General features: G+C 62.3%; 21 protein-coding genes. 13 read left to right on the plus strand and 8 right to left on the minus strand.

Features of this window, described 5'->3' with window-relative positions; genetic code table 11:
* Window positions 1–1,296, minus strand: coding sequence for a thymidine phosphorylase (locus tag R4P70_RS17355; protein WP_317831029.1), 1,296 nt, complete (start codon window positions 1,294–1,296; stop codon window positions 1–3).
* A complete protein-coding gene (locus tag R4P70_RS17360) occupies window positions 1,289–1,693 on the minus strand; it encodes a cytidine deaminase (RefSeq protein ID WP_019747693.1) in 405 nt (134 codons plus the stop codon). The genes R4P70_RS17355 and R4P70_RS17360 overlap by 8 nt, the downstream gene beginning before the upstream one ends.
* A gap of 253 nt (window positions 1,694–1,946) precedes the next feature.
* On the opposite strand from R4P70_RS17360, the gene sdhC reads away from it, so the two are divergent.
* From sdhC to R4P70_RS17380, 4 genes are read left to right on the plus strand one after another with little or no spacing between them, the layout of a single operon-like run.
* On the plus strand, window positions 1,947–2,351 hold the full coding sequence (gene sdhC / locus R4P70_RS17365) for a succinate dehydrogenase, cytochrome b556 subunit (RefSeq protein ID WP_020969155.1): 405 nt from the start codon (window positions 1,947–1,949) through the stop codon (window positions 2,349–2,351).
* Between the two features lies 1 nt (window position 2,352).
* A complete protein-coding gene (locus R4P70_RS17370) occupies window positions 2,353–2,808 on the plus strand; it encodes a succinate dehydrogenase hydrophobic membrane anchor subunit (protein ID WP_003940699.1) in 456 nt (151 codons plus the stop codon).
* A gap of 15 nt (window positions 2,809–2,823) precedes the next feature.
* The gene (gene sdhA, locus R4P70_RS17375; RefSeq protein WP_019747692.1) at window positions 2,824–4,575 is read left to right on the plus strand and encodes a succinate dehydrogenase flavoprotein subunit; all 1,752 of its coding nucleotides are present in this window, start codon (window positions 2,824–2,826) and stop codon (window positions 4,573–4,575) included.
* Window positions 4,575–5,342 carry a succinate dehydrogenase iron-sulfur subunit gene (locus R4P70_RS17380; protein ID WP_003940925.1) on the plus strand — a complete coding sequence of 256 codons (768 nt, stop codon included), beginning with the start codon at window positions 4,575–4,577 and terminating at the stop codon, window positions 5,340–5,342. Before sdhA ends, R4P70_RS17380 begins: the two co-directional genes overlap by 1 nt.
* Before the next feature lie 58 nt (window positions 5,343–5,400).
* Here R4P70_RS17380 and R4P70_RS17385 read toward each other — a convergent pair whose 3' ends face one another.
* The gene (locus tag R4P70_RS17385; protein WP_317831030.1) at window positions 5,401–6,423 is read right to left on the minus strand and encodes a LacI family DNA-binding transcriptional regulator; all 1,023 of its coding nucleotides are present in this window, start codon (window positions 6,421–6,423) and stop codon (window positions 5,401–5,403) included.
* Between the two features lie 75 nt (window positions 6,424–6,498).
* Here R4P70_RS17385 and R4P70_RS17390 point away from each other — a divergent pair, with 75 nt between their 5' ends.
* Genes R4P70_RS17390 through R4P70_RS17405 form a run of 4 tightly spaced genes read left to right on the plus strand, consistent with a single transcriptional unit; the run spans window position 6,499 to window position 10,191 of the window.
* Window positions 6,499–7,290: an SDR family oxidoreductase gene (locus tag R4P70_RS17390; protein ID WP_020969153.1), complete on the plus strand. Its 792-nt coding sequence runs from the start codon at window positions 6,499–6,501 to the stop codon at window positions 7,288–7,290.
* Window positions 7,290–8,330, plus strand: a complete 1,041-nt coding sequence (locus R4P70_RS17395; protein ID WP_279163734.1) for a Gfo/Idh/MocA family oxidoreductase — start codon at window positions 7,290–7,292, stop codon at window positions 8,328–8,330. The genes R4P70_RS17390 and R4P70_RS17395 overlap by 1 nt, the downstream gene beginning before the upstream one ends.
* The gene (locus tag R4P70_RS17400) at window positions 8,327–9,193 is read left to right on the plus strand and encodes a TIM barrel protein (protein ID WP_029254998.1); all 867 of its coding nucleotides are present in this window, start codon (window positions 8,327–8,329) and stop codon (window positions 9,191–9,193) included. Before R4P70_RS17395 ends, R4P70_RS17400 begins: the two co-directional genes overlap by 4 nt.
* Window positions 9,190–10,191 (plus strand): Gfo/Idh/MocA family protein, encoded by a 1,002-nt coding sequence (locus R4P70_RS17405; RefSeq protein ID WP_081341509.1) that lies wholly within the window; start codon window positions 9,190–9,192, stop codon window positions 10,189–10,191. The genes R4P70_RS17400 and R4P70_RS17405 overlap by 4 nt, the downstream gene beginning before the upstream one ends.
* A gap of 58 nt (window positions 10,192–10,249) precedes the next feature.
* Here the strand turns inward: R4P70_RS17405 and R4P70_RS17410 are convergent, their stop codons facing one another.
* The 4 genes from R4P70_RS17410 to R4P70_RS17425 form a co-directional block, all read right to left on the minus strand.
* A complete protein-coding gene (locus R4P70_RS17410; protein ID WP_007727336.1) occupies window positions 10,250–11,062 on the minus strand; it encodes an ATP-binding cassette domain-containing protein in 813 nt (270 codons plus the stop codon).
* Between the two features lie 3 nt (window positions 11,063–11,065).
* A complete protein-coding gene (locus R4P70_RS17415) occupies window positions 11,066–12,124 on the minus strand; it encodes an ABC transporter permease (RefSeq protein ID WP_003940759.1) in 1,059 nt (352 codons plus the stop codon).
* 63 nt (window positions 12,125–12,187) lie between these two features.
* A complete protein-coding gene (locus tag R4P70_RS17420; protein ID WP_007727338.1) occupies window positions 12,188–13,189 on the minus strand; it encodes a substrate-binding domain-containing protein in 1,002 nt (333 codons plus the stop codon).
* 160 nt (window positions 13,190–13,349) lie between these two features.
* The gene (locus R4P70_RS17425) at window positions 13,350–14,351 is read right to left on the minus strand and encodes a LacI family DNA-binding transcriptional regulator (RefSeq protein WP_317831032.1); all 1,002 of its coding nucleotides are present in this window, start codon (window positions 14,349–14,351) and stop codon (window positions 13,350–13,352) included.
* A 116-nt stretch (window positions 14,352–14,467) separates the two neighbouring features.
* Between R4P70_RS17425 and R4P70_RS17430 the strand changes: the two genes are divergently transcribed.
* Entirely contained in the window at window positions 14,468–15,493 is a 1,026-nt protein-coding gene (locus R4P70_RS17430; RefSeq protein WP_317831033.1) for a Gfo/Idh/MocA family oxidoreductase, read from the plus strand.
* Window positions 15,490–16,266, plus strand: a complete 777-nt coding sequence (locus R4P70_RS17435) for a TIM barrel protein (RefSeq protein WP_081098366.1) — start codon at window positions 15,490–15,492, stop codon at window positions 16,264–16,266. The genes R4P70_RS17430 and R4P70_RS17435 overlap by 4 nt, the downstream gene beginning before the upstream one ends.
* Here the strand turns inward: R4P70_RS17435 and R4P70_RS17440 are convergent.
* Complete coding sequence (locus R4P70_RS17440) at window positions 16,263–17,303, minus strand: Gfo/Idh/MocA family protein (protein WP_070796150.1); 1,041 nt, start codon at window positions 17,301–17,303, stop codon at window positions 16,263–16,265. The two genes, R4P70_RS17435 and R4P70_RS17440, sit on opposite strands and share 4 nt — an antisense overlap.
* A gap of 80 nt (window positions 17,304–17,383) precedes the next feature.
* Here R4P70_RS17440 and R4P70_RS17445 point away from each other — a divergent pair, with 80 nt between their 5' ends.
* The 3 genes from R4P70_RS17445 to R4P70_RS17455 all read left to right on the plus strand — a co-directional run bounded on the left by R4P70_RS17445 (window position 17,384) and on the right by R4P70_RS17455 (window position 20,038).
* The gene (locus R4P70_RS17445; RefSeq protein ID WP_317831034.1) at window positions 17,384–18,379 is read left to right on the plus strand and encodes a Gfo/Idh/MocA family oxidoreductase; all 996 of its coding nucleotides are present in this window, start codon (window positions 17,384–17,386) and stop codon (window positions 18,377–18,379) included.
* A 95-nt stretch (window positions 18,380–18,474) separates the two neighbouring features.
* Window positions 18,475–19,659 carry a phytanoyl-CoA dioxygenase family protein gene (locus R4P70_RS17450; RefSeq protein ID WP_021332512.1) on the plus strand — a complete coding sequence of 395 codons (1,185 nt, stop codon included), beginning with the start codon at window positions 18,475–18,477 and terminating at the stop codon, window positions 19,657–19,659.
* A 61-nt stretch (window positions 19,660–19,720) separates the two neighbouring features.
* Entirely contained in the window at window positions 19,721–20,038 is a 318-nt protein-coding gene (locus tag R4P70_RS17455) for a hypothetical protein (RefSeq protein WP_229756809.1), read from the plus strand.
* The last annotated feature ends 125 nt before the right edge of the window (window positions 20,039–20,163 follow it).

Here is a 20,163-nt window from a genome sequence, read left to right on the forward strand (position 1 = left end):
CTAACGCGAATCACCCACAATTCGCTCGATGAGCAACGGTCGCGAAATGGTGTCGGAATCGGCCCCGATCGACCAGCCTCCGCCGAGGCTCCGCCGCGCGGCATCAAATCTCTCGGGAGTGTCGGTGTGCAGTGTCATCAGCTTCTGTCCGGCGCGGACCACGTCGCCGGGCTTCGCGTGCATCTCGATGCCGGCACCGGCCTGAACGGCTTCGCCCTGTCGTTCGCGTCCGGCTCCGAGCTTCCAGGCCGCGACGCCCACCGCCATGGCGTCGAGTCGGGTCAGTACGCCGTCTCGGTCCGCGGTGACGACGTCGCTGTGCCGGGCCACCGGCAGCGTCGCGTGTGGGTCCCCACCTTGTGCGGCGATCATCGCGCGCCACCGGTCCAGGGCTGTGCCGTCGGCCAGTTTGTCTGCGGGGTCGATACCGTCGATCCCAGCCGCGGACAGCATCTCCCGAGCCAGGACCAGGGTCAGCTCGACGACGTCGGACGGCCCGCCGCCTGCCAGTACCTCGACGGATTCACGCACCTCGAGAGCGTTGCCAGCCGTCAATCCCAGCGGGGTGTCCATCCCGGTGATGAGAGCACTTGTACGCACGCCGGCGTCGTTGCCCAACTCGACCATCGTGCGTGCCAACTCTCGCGCGTCGCCGAGGTCCTTCATGAACGCTCCGGAACCGACTTTGACGTCGAGCACCAGGGCGCCGGTTCCCTCGGCAATCTTCTTGCTCATGATCGAACTTGCGATCAGCGGAATGGATTCCACCGTTCCCGTCACGTCGCGCAGCGCGTAGAGCTTCTTGTCGGCGGGGGCCAGGTTCGCTCCGGCAGCGCAGATCACCGCGCCGATTTTCGGGTCCGCGAGAATGTCGACCATCTCCGTCGCCGTGAGCTCGGCTCGCCAACCTGGAATGGCCTCGAGCTTGTCGAGAGTTCCACCGGTGTGGCCGAGTCCGCGTCCCGACAACTGCGGGACTGCAAGACCACATGCCGCGACGAGGGGCGCGAGCGGAAGGGTGATCTTGTCCCCCACGCCACCGGTGGAATGCTTGTCGACGGTGGGCAGCGGCAAGTCCGAAAAGTCCATCCTCCCGCCGGATTCGATCATTGCCTCGGTCCATCGGCCGGTCTCTGCTCGTGACATTCCTCGGAAATAGATCGCCATCGCGAGCGCCGACATCTGCTCGTCACCGACGACCCCCTCAGTGAACGCCTGAACTATCCAGTCGATCTCGGTTCCCGACAACTCGCGGCCGTCACGCTTGGCGCCGATGATGGAAACTGCGTCAAACATGGCGGAGCCCCTCTGCTTGTTCCGGCCCGAAAGCATCAGGCAACAGCTCGCTCAGCGGCTTGAACCCACTGCTCGTGTCGACAAGCATCTCACCCCCGCCGTGCTCGAGAAGAAGCTGTCTGCACCTGCCGCATGGCATCAAAATCGAGCCCTTCGCGTCGCAGCATGTGAAGGCAACCAGCCGCCCGCCCCCGGTGGCGGCTAAGTTACCGACGAGTCCGCATTCGGCACACAGGCTCAAACCGTATGAGACATTTTCCACATTGCATCCTGAGACGATCCGACCATCGTCTACCAGGGCAGCTGCACCCACTGCATAGCCCGAGTACGGTGCATAAGCCTGCCGCATGACCACTTGCGCGTTGTGCCGCAACAACTTCCAGTCGATGTCACCCATGGTTCGTTATCCAATCACGCCGACTGAATGGATGCAGAAACCACGCCGAAACCGGCTAGGTGAGATTGGAAAGGCAAACCTTACAAAGAGTTTGGTACGCGTACGAATCCCGCATCTGATTAGTTCCCGGTTTCACATAGGTTTAGAGTCTGAGTCAAGTCGGTTCAGGATCCCGTCGAGCCCGGGCTGAGGTACATCGAAGCTCTCTGCAGGCTCGACGCGTCCACCAATGACGTTGGAGGCACAGCACTCGATGAGTACTACGACTGAAGCCGCTCCTCAGAAGGAGCGCACGAGGTCGCTTTACCGGGGCGACCCCGGAATGTGGTCCTGGGTTCTACACCGGATCACAGGCGTCGCTACTTTCTTCTTCCTATTCGTACACGTTCTCGATACGGCACTCGTTCGGGTCAATCCCGATACGTACGACGCCGTCATCGACACGTACAAGAACCCCCTCGTCGGCCTCATGGAGATCGGCCTCGTCGGCGTAGTCCTCTACCACGCCCTCAACGGCGTGCGCGTGATGTTGGTGGACTTCTGGTCGAAGGGCCCGAAGTACCAGCGCGTCATGCTCTGGACCATTCTGACGATCTGGTTCCTGGTGATGATCCCAGGCGCCGGACGCATCCTCATCAACATGTTTGCGGAGCACTGACATGGCGACTACTCACGGACCCGAAGCCAAGAGCCTGGGCACCTCATACGACCGTCCCGCAAGCCTGGACAACCCGCGGTCCCCGCGCGCGAAGGCTCGGAACAACTTCGAGTTGTACGCATGGCTGTTCATGCGCTTCTCCGGCGTCGCCCTGATCGTTCTGGTCCTGGGCCACATGTTCATCATGCTGATGCTCGACGGTGGCGTTCACCGTCTGAACTTCGCATTCGTCGCAGGTCGCTGGTCCAGCCCGTTCTGGCAGTTCTGGGATCTGACGATGTTGTGGCTGGCACAGCTGCACGGCGGTAACGGCTTGCGCACGGTCATCGCGGACTACTCCCGCAAGGACTCCACGCGCTTCTGGCTGACCACGATCCTCGTTCTCTCGATGATCCTGATCATGGGCCTGGGCACGTACGTCATCTTCACCTTCGACCCCAATATCTCGGCGAGCTAGGGGAGCACAGACTTCATGCAGGAACATCGTTATGACGTGGTCATCGTCGGCGCCGGCGGCGCAGGCATGCGTGCGGCAATCGAAGCTGGCCCCCGTGCCCGCACGGCCGTACTGACCAAGCTCTACCCCACCCGCAGCCACACCGGCGCGGCCCAGGGCGGCATGTGTGCCGCACTGGCGAACGTGGAGGAAGACAACTGGGAGTGGCACACCTTCGACACCGTCAAGGGCGGCGACTACCTCGCCGACCAGGACGCCGTCGAGATCATGGCCAAAGAGGCCATCGACGCGGTGCTCGACCTCGAGAAGATGGGTCTGCCGTTCAACCGCACGCCCGAAGGCAAGATCGACCAGCGTCGATTCGGTGGCCACACGCGTGACCACGGCAAGGCACCCGTCCGCCGTGCGTGTTACGCAGCCGACCGCACCGGTCACATGATCCTGCAGACGCTGTACCAGAACTGCGTCAAGCACGACGTCGAGTTCTTCAACGAGTTCTACGCGCTCGACATCGCCATCACCGAGACCGAGGACGGCCCGGTTGCCACCGGTGTCATCTGCTACGAGCTCTCGACCGGCGAGCTGCACATCTTCCACGCCAAGTCGATCATCTTCGCGACCGGCGGCTCGGGACGTATGTACAAGACGACGTCCAACGCGCACACCCTCACCGGTGACGGCATGGGCATCATCTTCCGCAAGGGCCTGCCCCTCGAGGACATGGAGTTCCACCAGTTCCACCCGACAGGACTCGCCGGTCTCGGCATCCTGATCTCGGAAGCCGTCCGTGGTGAAGGTGGCATTCTCCGTAATGCCGACGGCGAGCGCTTCATGGAGCGCTACGCCCCCACCATCAAGGACCTCGCTCCGCGTGACATCGTGGCCCGTTCGATGGTCCTCGAGGTTCTGGAAGGCCGCGGCGCCGGCCCGAACAAGGACTACGTCTACATCGACGTGACGCACATCCCCGAGGAAGTTCTCGACGAGAAGCTCCCCGACATCATGGAGTTCTCGCGCACCTACCTCGGCGTGGACCCCGTCAAGGAGCCCGTGCCCGTCTACCCGACGTGCCACTACGTCATGGGCGGTATCCCCACCAAGATCAACGGTGAGGTTCTGCGCAACAACGACGAGGTCGTCAAGGGCCTGTACGCCGCCGGCGAATGTGCCTGCGTTTCCGTGCACGGTGCAAACCGCCTCGGCACCAACTCGCTCCTCGACATCAACGTGTTCGGCCGCCGCGCCGGCATCGCTGCCGCCGAGTACGCGAACTCCACCGAGTTCGTCGACCTGCCGGAAACCCCGGCTGCGATGGTCGAAGACTGGGTCGGCGTCATCCTGTCCGATCACGGCCACGAGCGCGTTGCGGACATCCGCACCGAGCTGCAGCAGTCGATGGACAACAACGCCTCCGTCTTCCGCACCGAAGAGCGCCTCACCCAGGCACTCAAGGATGTGCGTGCTCTCAAGGAGCGCTACAACCACATCACGGTCCAGGACAAGGGCAAGCGCTACAACAGCGACCTGCTCGAGGCCATCGAGCTGGGCTTCCTCCTCGAAATGGCAGAGGTCACCGTCGTCGGCGCCCTCAACCGCAAGGAATCGCGCGGCGGCCACGCTCGTGAGGACTTCCCGGATCGCAACGACGCCGAGTACATGAAGCACACGATGGCGTACAAGGAGGGTGACGGCCTGCTCTCCGACATCCGTCTGGACTACAAGCCGGTGATCCAGACCCGCTACGAGCCGATGGAGCGTAAGTACTGATGTCTGCGCCTGCTGTAGATGCACCCAAACTCCCCGCTGTTCCCGAGGGGGCCGTCATGGTCACTCTCAAGATCGCGCGGATGAACCCCGAATCGGGCGAGGGCCAGCACTGGGACAGTTTCCAGGTCCCGGCACTGCCCACCGACCGTCTGCTCAACCTGCTGCTGTACGTGAAGGGTTACCTCGACGGCACCCTCACGTTCCGTCGCAGCTGCGCACACGGTGTCTGTGGATCGGACGCCATGCGGATCAACGGTGTGAACCGTCTGGCCTGCAAGCTGCTGATGAAGGACATGCTGCCCAAGGACGGCAAGCCGGTCACCATCACGGTCGAGCCCATCAAGGGCCTGCCCGTCGAGAAGGACCTGGTTGTCGACATGGAACCCTTCTTCGACGCATTCCGCGCCGTGAAGCCGTTCCTCATCACCAGTGGCAACGAGCCCACTCGTGAGCGCATCCAGAGCCAGCACGACCGTGCTCGTTTCGACGACACCACCAAGTGCATTCTCTGCGCATGCTGCACCACGTCGTGCCCCGTGTACTGGAGCGACGGCAGCTACTTCGGTCCCGCTGCCATCGTCAACGCACACCGGTTCATCTTCGACAGCCGTGACGAGGCCGCTTCCGAGCGTCTCGACATCCTGAACGACAAGGACGGCGTGTGGCGTTGCCGCACCACGTTCAACTGCACCGACGCATGCCCCCGCGGCATCCAGGTGACAAAGGCAATTCAGGAAGTCAAGCGAGCGCTGCTCTTCGCTCGATAGTCAGGCCTTCGGCCCTGTGCGCGGTTAGGGAGTCTCCGGACTCCTTAACCGCGCACAGCTATGTCGGGGGCATGTTGAGCGGTGTCACGACTTGAACCGGTGACGTCGTAAAGCCGAAGTGAGCGCCCATGGCGCCGTGTTCTTTCATGACCACCTGACAAGCAGTGCGAACATCCGCCCGCAGATCGTGGTGGAGCACCGCTGATATTCGCCTCTCCCCCAGCAACTTTCGATTGTCACCGTCGAGATCGTGAGCGATGAAGACACTGCACTCCCGGTTCAGTTCTTCGAACGCGTCGACCGTGGCCAGGTTGCCACCACCGATCGAATACACGGCACGGATCTGCGGATCGGATTCGAGTGCCGCTCGCACCAATTTCCTACTCGTCTGATCCAGACCGTCACTGTTCGGAATGTCGATCAAACGGCGATGCGGAGCCGAGACGCGCATAGCGGAGCGAAATCCCATCTCCCGTTCTTCCTCCCCACGGAAGAAGCCGCTACTCATGCTGACCAGCACGTTGCCGTCCCGATTCCCCAGCCACTGATCGATCAAGTACGCGGCGGTGGCTCCGGCGGCTCGGTTGTCGATGCCGATGTAGGCGGCTCGCCTGCTACCGGGAACATCGGTCACCAACGTGACGACCGGAATCTTGGCCGCCACCAACTGGTCGATCGCCGCCACGACTTCCGGAGTGTCGGGAGCCTTGACGATGACTCCGTGGGATCCGCGTCGGCGAATCTTGTCGAGCGTCGACGTCATCGCTTCGACCGAACCGGTTTCACGAAAGTGGAACCGAGAACGAACAACAGCAGGCGCAAGGGTCGGCAGTTCGGCCTCGAGCGCGTCACGGACGGCGTCGGAAAACCTTGCGGGGGTTTGTAACACGACGTCGACGATGAACGTGCGACCGACCAGTTTCAGTTGCGAGCGTTGACGTTCCAGGTCCGTGATCGCTTGGCGAACCTCCGATCGTGTGCCCTCCCGAACTCCAGGACGGTCGTTGAGCACCCGGTCGACGGTGGCCTCACTCAAGCCAGACTGCTGGGCAATCTCCCGCACTTTGAATCGATGCGCCACAACTACCTCACGATGATGGAAATTTGATGGTTTTTCGCTGTTGCTCGAGGTCTTCCGCACAGCCAGACTAAACCCATGACTTCTCCGCCGGGCGTAACCAGGCCCGCACTCCTAGCCGACACCGTCGTACTGGTCAGTGGCGGCTCGCAAGGCGTCGGCGCCGGCGTCGTACGCGCCGCAGTCCGTGAGGGCGCTCAGGTGGCTTTCACCGGCCGACGCCCGGACGTCGGAAAGGCTCTCGAGGCAGAACTTCCGGGAACACACTTCATCGAAGCCGATGTGGCGCAGACCAATTCCGCGCTCGCCAGCGTGGCCGAGACGATCTCACATTTCGGCCGCGTGGATGCCCTCGTCAATTCTGCCGGACTCACCTCGCGCGGCACGCTGCTCGACACCACCGAGGAACTCTTCGACCAGCACATCGCGGTGAACCTTCGCGGTCCGTTCTTCACGATGCAGGCAGCCGTCAAGGACATGCGCGAGCGTGCGGTCCCCGGGTCCATCGTCAACATCATCTCCACGTCCGAACTCGGCGGGCAACCGTATCTCGCGCCGTACGTCGCAGCGAAGGCCGGGCTGGCGGGGCTGACCCGCAACGCCGCCCATGCGCATCGCTGGGATCGTATCCGGATCAACGGTCTCGACATCGGGTGGACACAGACCGAGGGAGAAGACCTCACGCAGAGAGCTTTTCACGACGCTGGTGACGACTGGCAGGAACGTGCGGGCAGCACCCTCCCCATGGGCAAGCTCGGACAGGTCGACGAAATCGCCGACTTCGTCGTCTTCCTGCTCTCCGATCGCAGCGGAGTCGTGACAGGCTCGATCATCGACTGGGACCAGAACGTCTTCGGAGGGCTGGACTGATGGGCGCTCGTATCGGAATCATCGGCCTCGGACGAATCGGCAGCTACCACGCCCGAAACCTGCTGACGACGGACGGCGTCGACGCACTGGTTGTCACCGACGTCGACGCACGTCGAACCTCGGACGTGGCAAGCGAACTCGACGTGGAGTCCGCTGCCGATCCCGACGCGCTTTTAGCGTCAGGCATCGACGGCGTTCTGATCGCCGCGTCGTCGAGTTCGCACGCCGACCTGATCGAAGCCGCTGTCCGCCGAGACATCCCGACGTTCTGCGAAAAGCCGGTAGCCGACTCGATCGAATCCTCGGTTCGTGTCCTCGCGACTGCCGAGCAGACGTCGGTACCAGTCCAGATCGGATTTCAGCGCCGATTCGACCCGTCATTTGTGGCGGCGTACAACGCAGTTCGATCCGGAGAACTCGGTTGGATCCACACTCTCCGATCGACCACCCTCGACCCCGCTCCCCCGCCGATCTCGTACATCGAACACTCCGGCGGCATCTTCCGCGACTGCTCGATCCACGATTTCGACATCGTCAGGTGGGTCAGCGGCCGCGAAGTCACCACGGTTTTTGCCACCGGCTCGAATCAGGGTGATCGCGGGATCGCCGATGCCGGTGACGTCGACACCGCCGCAACGGTTCTCACTTTCGAAGGCGGAACCATCGCGGTCGTGTCAAATACCCGCTACAACGGCCGCGGCTACGACTGCCGACTCGAGGTACTCGGCTCGGCGGACTCCGTCGTTGCCGGGCTGGACGACCGCTTGCCACTCCGCTCGCTCGACCCCGGAACATCGTTCCCCTCGCAGGAGCCGTACACGTTCTTCATGGACCGCTTCACGTCCGCCTACCGTGCGGAACTCGAAGCATTCCTCGGCGTTGTCGCCGGGCGTCGGGAATCACCGTGTACGCCCACAGATGCGGTCGAGTCGGCCTGGATCTCCGAAGCTGCAACGCACTCTCTGCGCGAGGGTCGGCCCGTCACGATCACCGAAGTCAAAGATCTGTTCCTTCATGACAAGAATGAGGCACACACATGAGCACTCCTCGCATCGCCGGCGCACCGATCTCCTGGGGCGTGTGCGAAGTCCCGGGCTGGGGCTACCAACTCGACCCTGCACAAGTCCTCCGGGAAATGCGCGAAGTCGGTCTGGCGGCAACGGAAATCGGACCGGAGGGCTTTCTGCCGACAGCACCTGCCGAGATGGCCAAGGTGCTCGCGGATCACGACCTGAGCGCAGTCGGCGGGTTTGCACCAGTACTGCTGCACGATGACGATCATGATCCGGTACCCGGCATCTCCCCCATCCTCGACGGTTTTGTCGCCTCAGGTGCCGAGGTTTTGGTTCTGGCCGCCGCGACGGGTTCCGACGGCTACGATTCACGCCCAGAACTGGACGAGCAGAGTTGGAAAACCCTGCTACACAATCTCGATCGCCTCACCGACGCCGCGGCCGAGCGTGGAATCAGGGCAGTTGTCCACCCTCACGTCGGAACGATGATCGAGCAGCGCGACGAGGTCCTGCGAGTGCTCGACGGCTCGGCCATCCCACTGTGCCTGGACACCGGCCACCTGTTGATCGGCGGCACCGATCCGGTCGACCTGGCGCGTCAAGCTCCCGAGCGCATCACCCACGTGCATCTCAAGGACGTCGACGATGCCCTCGCATCACGCGTTCGCAGTGGTGAGCTCACCTACACCGACGGCGTGAAGGCGGGAATGTACCGTCCGCTCGGTGGCGGCGACGTCGACATCGCCGGTGTCACAGCCATATTGCAGCGCCACGGTTTCGACGGATGGTACGTGCTCGAGCAGGACACCATTCTGACCGAGGCTCCGTCCGACGAGGGACCGGTGCGTGATGTGCGAGCGAGCGTCGAGTATCTGCGGTCGGTTCTGTGACACCTACCCCGCTGCGGATAGGCATTCTGGGAGCCTCACGCATCGCCGAGAACGCGATGATCAAACCTGCAACGGCCACCGGGCACCGCCTGGTGGCCGTTGCCGCACGCAGCCCCGAGCGGGCCAGAGCCTATGCGGCCCAGCATGGGGTCGAACGGGTGGTCGGTTCGTACGCCGAGCTGATCTCGGATCCGGAGGTGGACGTCGTCTACAACGCGCTGCCCAACAGCCTGCACGGACCGTGGAATCTCGCCGCCGTTCAGGCCGGCAAGCACGTGCTGACGGAGAAACCGTTTTCGAGCAACGCGGTGGAAGCGCGTGCTGTAGCCGAAGCAGCACGCGTGAGCGGAGTGACGCTTCTCGAGGGGTTCCACTACCTCTTTCATCCGGTGAACCGGCGCCTGCTGGATGTGGTTCGGAGCGGCACAGTCGGCGCGGTCACTCGGGTGGAAACCGTACTGCGGATGCCCAAACCATCCGAGAACGACCCGCGGTGGGAGCTCGCCTTGGCAGGCGGGTCACTGATGGACCTGGGCTGCTACGGGTTACATGCTTCCCGGATGCTGAGTGACGTCTGTGGTGGTGCGCCGGTGGTGACCGAGACCCGCCACGAGGAATACGCTCCGGGGGTCGATTCGTGGTTCGACATCGAACTCGAGTATCCCGGCGGAGCGCGGGCATCCGTTGTGACAACGATGTTGGACGAGCAGTACCACTTCACCTTCCGGGTCTTCGGAACCAACGGAGACGTCCTGGTGCACAACTTCCTCCAGCCGGACGTCGACGACCGTGTCTCCGTCACTGTCGATGGGCGCACGAGTATCGAGCATCTGGGCACGAAGTCGTCGTACACCTGGCAACTCGAAGCGTTCGCCGATCATCTGTCCGGGGTCTCGGCGCTGCCGATCGGACCGGGCGACGCGGTAGCCAACATGACGATGATCGACGAGGCGTACATGCATTCCGGCCTCGGGGTTCGGCCGACGACCATCCTCTGACGAAACGACTACAGCCTCGGTTCGATTCGAACCGAGGCTGTAGTCGCGAGGTTTTGATCTAACGGCGAAGCTCGTGGGTCAGTGTCTCGAGCTCGTCACCGCCCGCCATCTCCTTGGTCAGTTCTTCGAGTGAGATGTCGTCGTACTTGGCGTCGAGCTTCTGCCTGCCTCGGTTGAGGAGCACGAAGTGATCGCCGACCATGTACGCGTGGTGCGGATTGTGCGTGATGAAGATGACGCCGAATCCCTGTTCCTTGGCAGCGGTGATGTAGCGCAACACCATTCCCGACTGCTTGACGCCGAGCGCTGCTGTCGGCTCGTCGAGAATCAGCACGCGGGCACCGAAGAAGATGGCGCGGGCGATGGCAACACACTGACGCTGACCGCCCGAGAGACTACCAATCGGTGCGTCGACGTCAGGCAGTTCGATGCCCATCTTCGACAGTTCCGAAAGAGTCGTCGCGCGCATGGCGTTGGCGTCGAGCGACTTGATCAGACCACCCTTGCGCAGTTCCTGCCCGAGGAAGAAGTTGCGCCACACCGGCATCAACGCAACAACGGCGAGGTCCTGATAGACCGTGGCGATGCCTTTGCCAAGCGCTTCTTTAGGCGAGTGGAACGTTGTCGGTTCGCCGTCGACGAGTAGTTCACCTTCGCTCTGCTGGTGCAGACCGGCGATGATCTTGATCAGCGTGGACTTGCCTGCACCGTTGTCACCGAGCACACCGGTCACTTCACCCGCACCGACGCGCAGGTTGATTCCCTTGAGCGCGATGATGTTTCCGTATTGCTTACCGACGTCCTTGAGCTCGATCAGTGGCACGTTGCCGCCCGAGTTCGAGAGAGCGGGAACTTCAGCTGTGGTACTCATGTGTCACCTTTTCGCAGCGTAGTTGCGGAATGCGTTGTTGGCGATGACCGCGAACAGCAGCATGGCGCCGAGGAAGAACTTGAACCAGTCCGGGTTCCAGCCTGCGTAGACGATGCCCTGGTTGGTCATACCGAAGATGAATGCGCCGATCGCAGCGCCGATCGCGGTTCCGTAACCACCGGTGAGCAAACAACCGCCGATGACTGCGGCGATGATGTACAGGAACTCGTTACCGACACCCTGACCGGACTGAACGGTATTGAACGAGAACAGCAGATGCATGCCCACGAACCAGGCAGCAAAGCCGACGGTCATGAACAAACCGATCTTGACTGCGGTCACCGGCACACCGATCGCGCGGGCACTGTCCTGATTGCCGCCGACCGCGAAGATCCAGTTGCCGATCTTGGTCTTGAACAAAACAAATGTTGCAATCGCGGTGAACAGCAGCCACCACACGACCGTGATCTTGACGGACACCCCGAAGACCGAGAACGACGACGCGAATACCTTTTTCGCGGAATCGAATCCGGCCATGTCGGAGACGCTGGGTGTGGCAACCTGACCACTCACGAGCTTGGTGACGGCCAGGTTGATTCCGGTCAACATCAGGAACGAGCTCAGGGTGATGAGGAAGCTGGGAATCTTCGTCTTCATGACGAGGTAGCCGTTGAAGAATCCGACTGCGAGCGAGACGACCAGCGCCAGAATCGCACCCACCCACAGATTGAGGTGCAGGTTGTAGGCGATCATCGACGCGGCGAGCGAGGACGTGGTGACTGCGACGCCGGCGGATAGGTCGAACTCGCCGCCGATCATGAGCAGGGCGACCGCGCAAGCCATGATGCCGATCGTGGAGCTGGAGTAGAGCACTGTCGCAAGCGCTTCCGGCGTACGGAACGGTGCCGCGACGATACAGAAGAAGATGAAGATGGCGATGGCGCCGACAAGTGAACCCATCTCCGGGCGGAGCAGTAGGCGCTGAATGCGCTTTTGCTCCTTCACCCGTTCATCGGTCACGACTTTGTGGGCGGCAAGGTCGAGATCTGCCTGAGTGGACATGATTTCCCTTCCGTGCTGGACAGGCGCACGGAGGGCGGACTCTCAGCCCTCCGTGCGCCCGGATCAGCGAGTTCCGTTCTTGGCGTACTCGGCGACCGAGTCGATGTTGGTGTTGTCGATGAACGCGGGTCCGGTCAGGGTCGGCAAGCCGCCACCGATCACGTTGCCGTTGTTGAGGTAAAGCCACAGCGAATCGATGGCGAGGTAGCCCTGCAGGAAGGGTTGCTGGTCCACTGCCCACTGCACGTCACCGGATTTGATGGCGTCGACGAGCGCCGCGTTGGTGTCGAAAGTGACGACCTTCGCCTTGCTGCCCGCATTGCCGACCGACGTCACGGACGTCAAGGCAAACGGAGCACCGAGTGCGAGAACTCGATCGATTGCCGGGTCCTGTTGAAGTTTCGCGGTGATGGTCGATTCCACCGACGGCATGTCCTTGCCGTTGACGTTGAGAATCTCCGTCGTTCCCTTGAACGACTTCTTCACTCCGGCACAACGTGATTCGAGGCTCACGTTGCCCTGCTCCTGAATGACGCACAACACCTTGGTGGCACCTTCGGTGTTGAGTCGCTCGCCGGCAGCTTCACCGGCAATCGACTCGTCCTGACCGAAGTACTCCTTGACACCCATGTCCTTCCAGGTCTCGAGGCCCGAGTTGAGGGCGACCACCGGAATGCCCGCGGCGGTGGCACTTTGGACCGCGGCAACCATGGCGTCGGGCTTCGCGAGGGTCACGGCAATCCCGTCGACCTTGCTGTCGATCGCACTCTGAACCAAGTTGGCCTGATTCGGCGCCTCGGGATCGGCGGAGTACCGAAGCTCGATGTTGTCCTTGGCCGCTGCGGTTTCGGCTCCCTTGCGCACCAGATCCCAGAACGTGTCACCGGGAACTTCGTGAGTGATCATCGCAATGGTGGCGCGGGGCGTGTCCGCCGTACCCGCGCCCATTCCGGATCCGGAAGAATCCGGCTTTCCGCCGGTGCTTGAACAGGCGGCCAGACCCAAGACCACGACTGAGGCTCCGGCCAGTACGGCAACGCTCTTGCGTCCCGTGAGAAACGACATGTGAACTCCCTCTCGACATCAACCAACGGCCCGCGAACGGATGGTGCTCGGTTGTATGTGAAAGATGTAATACCCGTCACAGTCGAATGTCAATAGTTTGTTCTGACATTAGGACTGCTTATCAAAGACCGAACAAACTGGTTGAAGTCGAAACTGCAGGTCAATGCCCTGCGGGTCCAGTTGAACCTCGAACCACCAGTTGTGGCTGCGCGACAATGTCCTTGCCCAATGGCCCACTTCCGCCGTCGAGGCGTTCGGAGATCCGCTCCACCGCGGCGCCGCCCAGAAACGCCGTGTCCTGCCCGACACTGGTCAGATCGATGTGCGCCAAACCTGCCAATGCACTGTTGTCGAATCCGATCACGGAAACGTCGCCAGGCACTGAGATCCCGGCACGCAGGAAGACGTCGAGAACTCCGAGCGCGCAGCGATCGTTGAAAGCGAAGACCGCCCCGGGTAACCCACCCTCGACCATCGACCTGGCGGCAGCTGCGCCGAACTCCTCCGTGAGACCGCCAGGAAGAATTCTCGGCTCCAGACCTGCCGCTCGCATGGCCTTGCGGTAGCCCTGACACCGTTCCTGGGCGCCCGGGCCTCGCCCGCCGTCGACGTGGGCGATCGAGCGGTGCCCGAGTTCGACAAGGTGATTCACGGCCATCACCGCGCCCGCCTCGTCATCTGTTCGGACAACATCCACGTGCACTGACGACATCTTCCGCGCGATTACGACAACGGGAACCTTGTCGGCCAGGTCGACGATCTCTGCTTCCGGCGCCTGTGAACCCAACAGCAAGATCGCCTCACACCGGTCGTCGAGCAGGGTCCGCGTTGCACGAGAATCCGGCCGTCGCTCCGAGACCGCACTGAGGACGACGTCGTAGCGCGACCGTTCGGCGGCCACATAGATTTCGTCGAGCAGCTCCGCGTGAAATGTTTGCGCCGCAACGTAACTGATACCGATCAGGCGGCTGCGATGTTGGCGCAGCAGTCGCGCCGCGTTGTCGGGTCGATAGCCGAGTTCGTCCGCGGCCGCCTTGACCCGTACCCGCGTCGCATCGCTGGCACCTGGGACATCACGAATGACGATGGACACCAGAGCGCGTGACACACCGGCCAGGTCTGCTACGTCTTGCAAGGTGGGGCGTCGACTGTTCACCTCCACAGACTAGATCGTTCCAGCGAATTAGCACCGAAGCATTGACGCGCGCCGCATCCGGCGCTTTACTGGCATGGACTAGAACGATCTAGTTCCTCATTCTCACTCCGAACGGAGCCCCCATGTCTGCCTCTGTTGCAGTCGGTCTCATCGGCGCCGGATGGATCGGCCGCTTCCACGGCGAGTCCGTCGCGCTGCGTATCCCCGGCACCCGTTTCGTCGCCGTCGCCGATCCTGCGCCCGGCGCTGCGGCGTCGTTGATCGAACGTGTCAGTCCCGACTCCCGCGCGTACACCGACGCCCTTGAGCTGATTGCCGATCCGACTGTCGAAGCGGTGCTCATCAGCACGCCCGCATCAACTCACACCGATCTCGTGGTGGCCGCCGCGGAGGCCGGCAAACATGTCTTCTGCGAAAAGCCGATGGCCTTGACACTCGAGGACGCCGATCGCGCGATCGGCGCATGTGCCGCGAACAACGTTGCGCTGCAAGTCGGTTTCAACCGGCGCTTCGCCGCCGACTTCACCGCGACCCACGACGTGATCACAGCCGGCGGGATCGGAACCCCACAGCTACTTCGTTCTCTGACCCGCGACCCAGGAATCACCGCCGACGTCGCCTCCCGAGTCAAGCCGTGGACCATCTTCAACGAGACGCTGATTCACGACTTCGACGCTCTGCTCTGGCTCAACCCCGGGGCACGCGTCGTCGAGGTGTTCGCGCAGGCCGATGCTCTCATCCATCCGCAGTACAAGGAGCAGGGGTACCTCGACACGTCGATGGTTCAGTTGCGCTTCGACAACGGCGCCCTCGCGTCGGCCGAGGCCAACTTCCAAGCCACCTACGGTTACGACGTGCGCGGCGAAGTTTTCGGTTCCGGTGGAATGGTGAGTGCAGGCGAGGTCACGCGGACCGCGATGCGTCATTACAGCTCACCGGGCGTTCTGGCCGACACACCTCGGGTGAACATCGAACTGTTTCACGACGCCTATGTCGCCCAACTGGCGCACTTCGCAGACTGCATCCGCTCCGGCAGCGCGCCGTCGGTCGACGGTCTGGATGCCCGCAATGCGCTGGAAATTGCATTGGCCGCAAAGGAATCCGTGGAAACCGGACTGCCCGTATCATTGCTGGCGGTGCCGCAGTGAGCCCCTTCGATTTGGCGGTCTCTGCCGAGATGACGTTCACCGAACTCCCTGTCGTCGAGCGTGTTCGGCGGATCTCGGAGGCGGGGTTCGCAGCTGAGATCTGGAGTTGGCAAGACAAGGACCTCGATGCTCTGGTCGCCACCGGAGCTCGGTTCTCCTCGATGACCGGCTATCTCCACGGCGATTTGTTCGACGAAGCCGGCAGCGCCGAACTGGTACGCACAGCGGCGCTATGCCTCGCTCCGGCAGCGAAACTCGGCGTTCCCCGGCTGAACTTCCATACCGGCGAGCTCATCGACGGACAGGCTGCGCGCCCGCAGTATCGAACTACGGGAGCGATGTGGCTGACCGCCCAACGCGCGCTCGAGAAGATCGCGAGACTGGGCGAAGAAGCCGGAGTCGTCTTCTGCCTCGAGAATCTCAATACGATCGTCGATCACCCCGGCGTACCGATGGCCCGCGCCAAAGACACTCTGGCACTGGTGGAATCCGTCTCACACCCCAACCTCAAGATGATGCTCGACCTCTACCACGCACAGATCGGCGAAGGAAACCTCATCGAACTCGTGCGGCGTTGTGGTGACAACATCGGCGAGATTCAGGTGGCCGACGTACCCGGCCGATGCGAACCCGGAACCGGCGAGATCAACTACCCCGCCATCGCACGCGTGCTCGCCGACCAGGGTTACACCGGCACGATCGGTTTGGAGGGCTGGGCATCCGGCGACAGTGACACCGCACTCACTGCTTTCCGGAAGGCCTTTACGCTCTAGCCCTCACCCGGGAACGTGATCCCCACCTGACGGCGGATCTCGTCGAGGATGTCGAGCGTCGCAATGGCCGCGTCGAGCGGATGGACCGGCGACTCGATATCCCCGGCGGTGATCCGCCGCGCCGCCTCGGCCGCCTCGAACGCGAGACCTCCGACGTATCCGTCGACCGGATCGTCGTAGCGCGCAGATCTTCCGTCACCTAGCCGGACAGTGAAGGCCCCGGGCCGGTAGAACGTCGAGTCCAGAACGATCATCCCCTTGTCGCCGCAGATCGAGGCCGTGTTGGGCGTGTCAGCAAGGATCGTGGTGTTCAGACTGGCCTGAGCAATGCCTGCCCAGGACAGAACCGCTGAGATCTGGCCGTTCACCATGTCATTCGCCGGCTCGCCCAGGGCAGCAACCGCAGTAGGAACACCCAATACCCGATACGCGAGACTGACCGGATAGGTCCCGAGGTCGAGAAGTGGCCCACCCGCAAGCGCTGGATCGTAGATACGATGATCGGTCTCGAACCGTTCGCCGTGATCGGCCAGAACCGTACGTATGGTTCCCAGCAGCCCCGCCTCGAGGATCTGGTCGATCACGTCGAACTTGGGCAGAAACGACGTCCACATCGCCTCCATGCAAAACAGTCCGAGCGCAGCCGCCCGCTCCTGAATCGCCCGTCCCTGCGCTGCGTTCAAAGCCAGCGGCTTTTCGATCACGACATGCTTGCCGTGATCCAATGCCGCCATCGCGCAATCGAAATGGGCAGTGTGCGGTGTTGCGACATAGACGACGTCCACATCCTCGGAGGCAAGCAAAGCGTCGTAGCTACCGTGAGCGCGTCCGATCCCCCAATTGTCCGCGAAGGCCTGAGCGCGGGTGAGTCCGCGCGAAGCGACGGCCGTGACTTCCTGCGCTGTATTTCTCTGCAGTGACTCCACGAAGCGTTGTGCAATCCAGCCAGGCCCGAGGATCCCCCAGCGCAAAGTCGGAGCGTCGACCGGATCGGGGACCCGGGTGCGAGGGAGTTCCAGAACTGTAGAAGAAGTCATGCCTCGAACTGTAGAGTCGAATCTCGAAATATGTAAGGACATTAGGTTGTCCGTTTCAATCCTCTGGAAGTAGGAACCTCATGTCGATTCGGGTCGGTGTGATCGGAACCGGCGTCATGGGCGCCGACCACGTCCGCAATCTCCACTCCACGGTCTCCGGGGCAACGGTCTCTGTGGTTGCAGACCTCGATCAAGAGCGAGCAAAGTCCGTAGCGTCCGCAGTCGGCGCACGGTGGGTGACCGATCCGTTGAAACTGATCAACGACGCCGGTGTGGACGCCGTAGTCATCGCTTCCCATGATTCAACGCATGCCGACCTCACGCTTGCTGCTGTCGAAGCCGGAAAACCGGTTCTGTGTGAAAAGCCCCTCGCAGTGACAGCAGAGGACTGCCGACTCGTCGCTGCGGCCGAGAACCCCGAAAGCCCCCTTGTGAGCGTCGGATTCATGCGCCGCTTCGATCCGGGATACGTGGCGCTGAAGGCCGAAACACATTCCGGTCGTATCGGTGACCCACTGATCGTGCACTGCTCGAGTCGCACTGTCAGCGCCTACCCGGGTGGCAGCTCGGAATCCACGGTGACCAACTCCGCGATTCACGAACTCGACATCGTGCCGTGGATCTTGAACTCTCCCGTCGTCGCAGCCAGCTGGCACTGCGGGCGCTCGAGTTCGCTGGTGACCGATCGCCAGGATCCGCAGATAATCATGCTGCGCACCGCCGACGGCGTTCTCACCACGGTCGAGGTCTTTCTCAACGCGCGGTACGGCTACGACACTCGGTGCGAGGTCGTGGGCGAAATCGGCGCCGCTCGTCTCGCCGAACCGGTGGTCATCCACACCGACGCGGATCGATCCCACTCGTACGGCTATGCGGCGGATTGGATTCCGCGTTTTGCCGAGTCGTATCGGCGCCAACTTCAAGAGTGGATCGACGCATTGAGCACCGGAAGACCGTCGACGTTGGCCACAGCCGCGGAAGGCCTGCGGGCAAATCTCGTGGCAGCTGCCGTGATCAAGTCGATGCACTCCGCGGGGGCAACTGTCTCGGTCGAGCCCGTGGGGGAAAGTTTCTGATGTCTTTTTGATGGATTTCAGGGGTAGTTTCGATGGGTTCTCCTTGGCAGTCTTTGAGGTACAGCGCATCTTGAACACCGCAGGAAAGGCCCCGAATGACTCCATCACTGACCGACCACACCGTGCCGTCCGCAGGTAGGTTGCACCGAGAAGACTGCAACATCGACGACTTCGCCGCTTTGGTCGCGCACGACACCGCCCTTGCCGATTACCCGTACGCCGATTCAGTGGCCGACGGGGTTCTTCTGTACCGCTCCGAAGCATTGGTAGAGCAATCGTCGAATCCTGAAACCCGGGCCGAGATCCAAGACGAGATCGCCCGGGCGTTACTCACCGGCCCCGGCATCACAGTCTTTCAAGGCGCGTTCGACGCGGAGATACTGGATCGCGCCAGCGCGGTCTTCCGTGAACTCATTGCACGCCAACACGAATCCGGTGCAGCGTCCGGAGATCACTTCGCCAAACCTGGTGCCAATGACCGAATCTGGGGCGCACAACTGAAGTTAGCGCTCGAAGATCCGAAGACCTACGTCGACTACTACGCAAACAGCATTGTCGCTTTGGCTTCGGAAGCGTGGCTCGGCCCCATGTATCAGGTGACGTCGGACGTCAACGTCGTCAATCCCGGTGGCGCCGCACAGAATCCACATCGCGACTACCACCTCGGTTTCATGTCGAGCGACGTAGCCGCGAAGTTTCGGGCGCATGTTCACCGCTTGACCCCTGCCCTCACCTTGCAAGGTGCAGTCGCCCACGTGGATATGCCGGCCGAGACGGGGCCGACGAAGTATCTGCCGTACTCGCAGCAATTCGAAGCCGGATACCTCGCGTTCGAGCGTCCCGAGTTCAAGGAGTTCTTCGAAGCCAACTACGTCCAATTACCTTTGAAGAAGGGAGATGCCGTCTTCTTCAACCCAGCACTGTTCCACGCGGCAGGCCACAACAAGTCCGCCGACGTCCTGCGTATGGCAAATCTCCTACAGGTGTCGTCGGCTTTCGGTCGAGCCCTCGGAACCATCGACAGGGAGGCACTCGTCAACGCGATCTATCCGGCACTGCTCGCTCTCAGCGAGGCGGGATCCGACGAGGCAGTTCGGTGTGCCGTCGCCGCCTCGGCCGAGGGCTACGCCTTCCCGACCAATCTGGACCGAGACCAACCGATCGACGGCCTCGCGCCTCAGACGCAGGCCGAACTCGTGACGGAGGCGGTTCGCGAGCGGATCTCACCTGGTCGACTGGCCGATCTACTGAAGGCACAGTCCGAGAGACGAATGAGCTGAGGGACGGCAGCACTGAAGAGACTTGGGCCGCTTAATGCCGATCGGTCGGTACGCTCGAAGCATGGGGTGGGACTTGTTAGTGCTGTTCGCCATGATCGGCCCGTTGGCGGTGTTCGGGTGGGCGGCTGTTCGGGCGAAGCGTCGCGGACTCGGTGGCTCCTTCGTCGGGCCGTTTCAGGAAATGTTCGATCCTGGTGCGGCGCGAGCACAGACGGTCATCGAACAGATCGCGGAACTGCCGGATCCTGCGGACTCCGGCGACCCGGACAACGATGACGATGTGCCGTACACAGTCACCTATGAGGGTGTTCGGCTCCACATCAATCCCGGTAGGGCTCGACAGCGTGGAGGCGAAGGGACCGCCAAGCACGCTGACTGAAAGTTGCACCAGATCCAATGTTCAGACAGCGGTCCGCGCGACGCGGGAGAGTAAACCGGCGCTGCACGGCGGTGAGGAACGTAGCGGTCGAACGCGAACACTCTCGTTGCGTTGGGCAGGAGCAG

Source organism: Rhodococcus sp. IEGM 1241 (genome assembly GCF_033142365.1).
Lineage (GTDB): Bacteria > Actinomycetota > Actinomycetes > Mycobacteriales > Mycobacteriaceae > Rhodococcus_F > Rhodococcus_F erythropolis.